The organism is Moorena sp. SIO3B2, assembly GCF_010692525.1.
Lineage (GTDB): Bacteria > Cyanobacteriota > Cyanobacteriia > Cyanobacteriales > Coleofasciculaceae > Moorena > Moorena producens.
Map to the genome: position 1 here is coordinate 1 of NZ_JAAHHE010000364.1, position 5,832 is coordinate 5,832.

At 45.7% G+C, this 5,832-nt stretch carries 5 protein-coding genes; 3 read left to right on the top strand and 2 right to left on the bottom strand.

Annotated elements, in window-relative coordinates; translation table 11 throughout:
- Nucleotides 1-132: 132 nt before the first annotated feature.
- Nucleotides 133-282 (bottom strand): hypothetical protein, encoded by a 150-nt coding sequence (locus tag F6K38_RS33645; protein WP_154659853.1) that lies wholly within the window; start codon nt 280-282, stop codon nt 133-135.
- Nucleotides 283-786: 504 nt separating this feature from the next.
- On the opposite strand from F6K38_RS33645, the gene dusB reads away from it, so the two are divergent.
- From dusB to F6K38_RS33660, 3 genes are all read left to right on the top strand, one after another.
- Entirely contained in the window at nt 787-1,833 is a 1,047-nt protein-coding gene (gene dusB, locus F6K38_RS33650; protein ID WP_044493932.1) for a tRNA dihydrouridine synthase DusB, read from the top strand.
- Between the two features lie 167 nt (nt 1,834-2,000).
- On the top strand, nt 2,001-2,180 hold the full coding sequence (gene rpsU / locus F6K38_RS33655; RefSeq protein ID WP_008186741.1) for a 30S ribosomal protein S21: 180 nt from the start codon (nt 2,001-2,003) through the stop codon (nt 2,178-2,180).
- A 31-nt stretch (nt 2,181-2,211) separates the two neighbouring features.
- Complete coding sequence (locus F6K38_RS33660) at nt 2,212-2,448, top strand: hypothetical protein (RefSeq protein WP_287263482.1); 237 nt, start codon at nt 2,212-2,214, stop codon at nt 2,446-2,448.
- Here the strand turns inward: F6K38_RS33660 and ligA are convergent.
- Nucleotides 2,408-5,686 (bottom strand): NAD-dependent DNA ligase LigA, encoded by a 3,279-nt coding sequence (ligA, locus tag F6K38_RS33665; RefSeq protein ID WP_287359451.1) that lies wholly within the window; start codon nt 5,684-5,686, stop codon nt 2,408-2,410. The genes F6K38_RS33660 and ligA overlap by 41 nt on opposite strands.
- Between the last annotated feature and the right edge of the window lie 146 nt (nt 5,687-5,832).

The window sequence follows — 5,832 nt, forward strand, 5'->3', positions numbered from 1 at the left end:
ATAGGGAATATCACCGAAGTTGGGGAAGAATCCACCAAGAGTTCTGATTTCCGTCACGTTTGAATTAGGACTGCTATGGTCAAAACCCATGTATGTTTTTTTCCTGACCCCTTTTTGTTGCCTTGCCTGTGTCTAATTTACGAAAATTAACGGCTGTTGGGATTGGTGTGAACCGTAACAAATCAGTTGTGTTTGCCGTCTTGAGAGTAGTAGAGGAAACTGAAACTGAAACGGGATAGGGAGTCGGGAGTCGGGAGTCGGGAGTCGGGAATCGGAACCCACCCCTAACCCCTCCCAGGAGGGGAACGGGAGTCGGGAATCGGGAGTCGGGAGTCGGAAGCTGTGGGGAGATCGGGAGTGATAATTAAGAACTGCTATAAGTACTGCTATAAGTATGATCAGCTAAGTATGATCAGCGCTATATCTGTGTTCTGTCATTCTCGGAGATTGCGATCGCGCTTTCAGGTTACAGTCACAGAGTTGTTGAGATTTAGCTCTATTTTCTGATTCTTATTAGAAAATAGAGAAGCGATCGCCGTTTGTACAAAAGTTACAGAACTTAGGAATCACAAAAGTTTTCCCAGACTGATGAAAGAGAAATATAGCAATCTTCATAGCAATGAGGTACGAATTTTAGCTATTCCCTGTTCCCCATTCCCTGTTTACTATTAAATAATTATCGCTGCTCCGAAGTCCCTGCTCCCTGCTCCATAAAACAAAAAAAATGTACCTCACCTAATTAAAAAATGCTATTAGGTGATCACGACGGAAACAACACCATTCCCAATGCCATTTCTATCTCCACAATTACAGCAACGGTTAGCATCACCCCTTAAAATTGGCTCGGTTGAGGTCAACAGCAGGGTTTTACAGTCACCCCTGTCTGGAGTAACCGACTTGGTGTTTCGTCGCCTAGTGCGTCGCTACGCCACTGAGTCGATGATGTATACCGAAATGGTTCATGCTAGCCAGTTAAAGTATCTCCGAGAATTGCCCAAGGTTATGGAGGTAGACCCATTAGAAAAACCGATCAGTATCCAATTATTCGACTGTCGCCCGGAATTTCTGGCTCAAGCGGCACAAAGGGCAGTGGCAGAAGGGGCAGATACTGTGGATATCAATATGGGTTGCCCTGTTAATAAAATTACTAAAAATGGTGGCGGGTCTGCTTTACTGCGAGATCCAGAAACGGCGGAAGCAATTGTACGGTCAGTAGTCAAGGCGGTGGAGGTACCTGTAACGGTCAAAACCCGTATTGGCTGGACTAATCAGGAGATCAATGCGGTAGAATTTGCCCAACGTATGGAAGATGCCGGGGCTCAGATGTTGACCCTCCATGGCCGTACTCGTGACCAGGGGTATAATGGCTCGGCTCGCTGGGAATGGATTAAGCGGGTAAAAGATGTGCTGTCTATCCCAGTGATTGCTAATGGGGATATTTTGTCCGTCGATGCAGCAGTGCGCTGCTTGGAAGAAACCGGTGCTGATGGGGTAATGTGTTCTCGGGGAACCCTGGGCTATCCCTTTCTAGTCGGAGAAATAGACTATTTCCTGAAAACCGGACAACTGTTACCCCCAACCACACCAGTACAACTGCTTGAATGTGCTAAAGAGCATTTACAAGGTCTATGGCACTATAAGGGGGAGCGTGGTATTTATCAATCCCGGAAACACATGGCTTGGTACGCCAAAGGGTTTCCCGGAGCAGGGGAATTGCGTAAGAAACTCAGTAGAATAGAGACGGTTGACCAAGGAGTTGAGTTGATTGAAAATGCGATCGCTAAACTTCAGCCGTCAGCCGTCAGCCGTCAGCCGTCAGCCGTCAGCCGTTAGCCGTTAGCCGTCAGCTTATTTTATTCAAAACTCAAGTAGGGTGGCACAGGCTTCTAGGGTGGCACAGGCTTCTGTCACGTCTTGTTATCAGCAACCTTGCTAGATAGTATAATTGTATGATACTATAAGCAGAATTTTTTGTTGAAATTTAGGAGGATTAATTTAGTATGACCCAAGTGGTTGTCGGTGAAAATGAAGGCATTGAGTCAGCCCTGCGTAGATTTAAGCGACAAGTATCTAAAGCTGGAATTTTTGCTGATATGAAGCGTCTACGTCATTTTGAGACTCCCATTGAAAAGAAAAAGCGCAAAGCGATCGCTCGCAGACGCAAGCGTCGGTACCGCTAAACCTTCAAGTCACTGTTACCACTCCCCGGTCATGAGACGCGGGGTTTTTTGGTTGGCTTACTTCTTATCATCTTACCGGTTTAACCAACCAAAGTATAAGGAATCGGGAATCGGGAATCGGGAATCGGGAATCGGGAATCGGGAATCGAGAATCGGGAATCGGGAATCGGGAATCGGGAATCGAGAATCGGGAATCGGTAACGTAGATTTGTTTGGAATACGTTCAGTTAAAGCAAGTCCAATAGCTGGGATTCAGTTAATTGGGTAATTCCTAATTTTTGAGCCTTTTCTAACTTAGAACCGGCATCTTCCCCAACCACCAAATAATCAGTTTTGGCACTAACGGCACTAGTAACCTTACCACCAGCGTTTTGAATCAAGTCTTTCGCGTCACTACGCTTAAGGGTAGGCAAAGTGCCAGTAATCACAAAGGTTTTTCCGGTTAAGGGTTGGGTTTGGTCTAGCGCTATAGTTTTAGTAGAAGCTTCTAACTGTAAACCCGCTTCTCGCAATCGAGCAATCAAGGTCTGGTTGCTGGAAATCTGAAACCAACCCCAGACAGACTGAGCAATTTCTGGTCCAATGCCATAGATTCCCTCAATATCAGTGACGGTTGCTTGAGCCAACTGCTCAATGGTAGGAAAAGTCTGGACAAGGGTTTGAGCATTGACACTACCCACATGACGAATCCCTAACCCATAAAGGACTCGTGACCAAGGTTGAGTTTTGGATTTTGCGATCGCATTTAGCAACTTTTGGGCTAACTTATGCCCAATACCATTCAATGACACCAGCTGCTCTAGGGTTAAATTATAAAGGTCAGCAACAGATGTCACCAAGCCTTGGTCTACCAATTGTTCTACAATCTTTTTCCCCAAACCATTAATATCAAGAGCATAACGACTTGCCCAGTGGGTCAGAGGTCTCTTGTCAATCGACTGTAAACCTGCCTCTCGCAATCGATCAATCAAGGTCTGGTTGCTGGAATTCTGAAACCAATCCCGGACAGACTTAGCAATTTTTGGTCCAATGCTGTAGATTCCCTCAATATCGGGGATTGTTGCTTGAGCCAACTGCTCAATGTTACGGAATTTCTTGGCAAGGGTTTTAGCCTTGTCACTACCCACATGACGAATCCCTAAGCCATAAAGGACTCGTGACCAAGGTTGGGTTTTGGATTTTGCGATCGCATTTAGCAACTTCTGGGCTAACTTATACCCAATACCCTTCAATGACACCAGCTGCTCTAGGGTTAAATCATAAAGGTCAGCAACAGATGTTACCAAGCCTTGGTCTACCAATTGTTCTATAATCTTTTTTCCCAAACCATTAATATCAAGAGCATTACGACTTGCCCAGTGGGTGAGAGCCCGTTGTTGTACTTTTGTCCCTGCCAATTGCACTGTGGGAGCTTCTTCAGTAGCAGGAAACTTCTGGGATTTTACTAATAGCTGGGATTCAGTTAATTGGGTAATTCCTAATTTTTGAGCCTTTTCTAACTTAGAACCGGCATCTTCCCCAACCACCAAATAATCAGTTTTGGCACTAACGGCACTAGTAACCTTACCACCAGCGTTTTGAATCAAGTCTTTCGCGTCACTACGCTTAAGGGTAGGCAAAGTGCCAGTAATCACAAAGGTTTTTCCGGTTAAGGGTTGGGTTTGGTCTAGCGCTATAGTTTTAGTAGAAGCTTCTAACTGTAAACCCGCTTCTCGCAATCGAGCAATCAAGGTCTGGTTGCTGGAAATCTGAAACCAACCCCAGACAGACTGAGCAATTTCTGGTCCAATGCCATAGATTCCCTCAATATCAGTGACGGTTGCTTGAGCCAACTGCTCAATGGTAGGAAAAGTCTGGACAAGGGTTTGAGCATTGACACTACCCACATGACGAATCCCTAACCCATAAAGGACTCGTGACCAAGGTTGAGTTTTGGATTTTGCGATCGCATTTAGCAACTTCTGGGCTAACTTATGCCCCATACGCTCCAATGACACCAACTGGTCTAGGGTTAAATCATAAAGGTCAGCAACAGATGTCACTAAGCCTTGGTCTACCAATTGTTCTACAATTTTTTCCCCCAAACCATTAATATCAAGAGCATTACGACTTGCCCAGTGGGTGAGAGTGCCCTTAACAATCGCAGGACAAGATGAATTAATACAGCGAGTCACTGCTTCACCCTTAGGACGCACCAAGGGTTGACTACAAACAGGGCAATGGGTAGGCATCTCGAAGGGTTTAGCATGATCAGGACGTAACTCTGGTAAGACACGTACCACCTCCGGGATAATCTCCCCCGCTTTCCGTACAATCACCGTATCCCCAACTCGCAAATCTAATTGGGCAACATAATCACCATTGTGTAGGGCAGCCCGTTGTACTGTTGTGCCTGCCAATTGCACTGGTTCTAAAATAGCCAAGGGTGTCACTGCTCCGGTGCGTCCCACATTAACGGTAATTGCTTCCACACGACTGGGAGCTTCTTCAGCCGGATATTTCAGAGCAATCGCCCAACGAGGAAACTTCTGGGTAAACCCCAATTGTTGTTGTATCCCGAAAGCATTGATTTTTACCACTACCCCATCGGTCAGGTAGGGTAAATCTTGCCGTCTCGCATCCCAGTAATTGTAATAATCCTGAACATCCTGTAAGGAAGCACAACATTGGCGATGGGGATTCACCGGAAAACCCAGCTTTTGCAGCAATTCTAGAGCATCCCATTGGCAATTGGGCATTGGGATGGTGTACTCCTCACTACTATCCTGATTCGGAATATGTAAGGTATAAGCAAAGAAAGCCAATTGCCGTTTAGCAACAATTCGAGGTTCTAATTGGCGCAAGGTACCAGCAGCGGCATTACGAGGATTAGCAAATAATGGTTCACCTGCTTGTGCTCGTTCCTGATTAATCCTCTCAAATACATCCAGAGGTAAGAATGCCTCACCACGCACTTCTACTAAAGCTGGCAGTTGGTCTAGATTAAGTTGGTCTAGATTGAGCCGCAAAGGAATAGAGCGAATAGTGCGGACATTCTGAGTAATATCTTCTCCTGTGGACCCATCACCCCTGGTCACTCCCCTGACCAAAATCCCATTTTCATAGGTCAGTGCTAATGCTGAACCGTCAATTTTGAGTTCACAAACGTATTCAGTATTAAATCCTGAGTCTTGGGAAATATCACCAGAAATATGACGCTGCCATCGTTCTTGCCATTGGCTAAATTCCTCAAGGTTAAAGGCATTATCCAGACTATAGAGTGGGATATTGTGGCGCACGGAAACAAAACCAGTAGCTGGTTTTTCTCCTACCCGCTGGGTTGGACTATCAGAGGTTACTAACTCAGGATACTCTGTTTCCAGCTCTTGCAGTTCCCGGTAGAGTTGATCGTAGATGGCATCTGCCATGATGGGATTGTCCAGGACGTAGTAGGCATAACTAGCGTTTTGCAACAGTCGCCGCAGTTCCTGAATTCGCTGGTTTACGTCGGGGGTTACTGGTGCCACAGGGGTGATTATCCTTGATGGAGATTGACTCTAGTTTATCGGTCAGATTAACCAGATTAACTATAGCCCTGCTTGAGGTGAAAGAGAAAACTTTGGCAAAGTCTAGTCACAAGTTCAGTATTTCTACTAATTCCGTTTGCGGTCAC

What these genes read in the sequence shown, in the direction of transcription:
- dusB (WP_044493932.1), top strand. Translation starts at nt 787, where the DNA reads ATGCCATTTCTATCTCCACAATTACAGCAACGGTTAGCATCACCCCTT.
- rpsU (WP_008186741.1), top strand. Translation starts at nt 2,001, where the DNA reads ATGACCCAAGTGGTTGTCGGTGAAAATGAAGGCATTGAGTCAGCCCTG.
- F6K38_RS33660 (WP_287263482.1), top strand. Translation starts at nt 2,212, where the DNA reads ATGAGACGCGGGGTTTTTTGGTTGGCTTACTTCTTATCATCTTACCGG.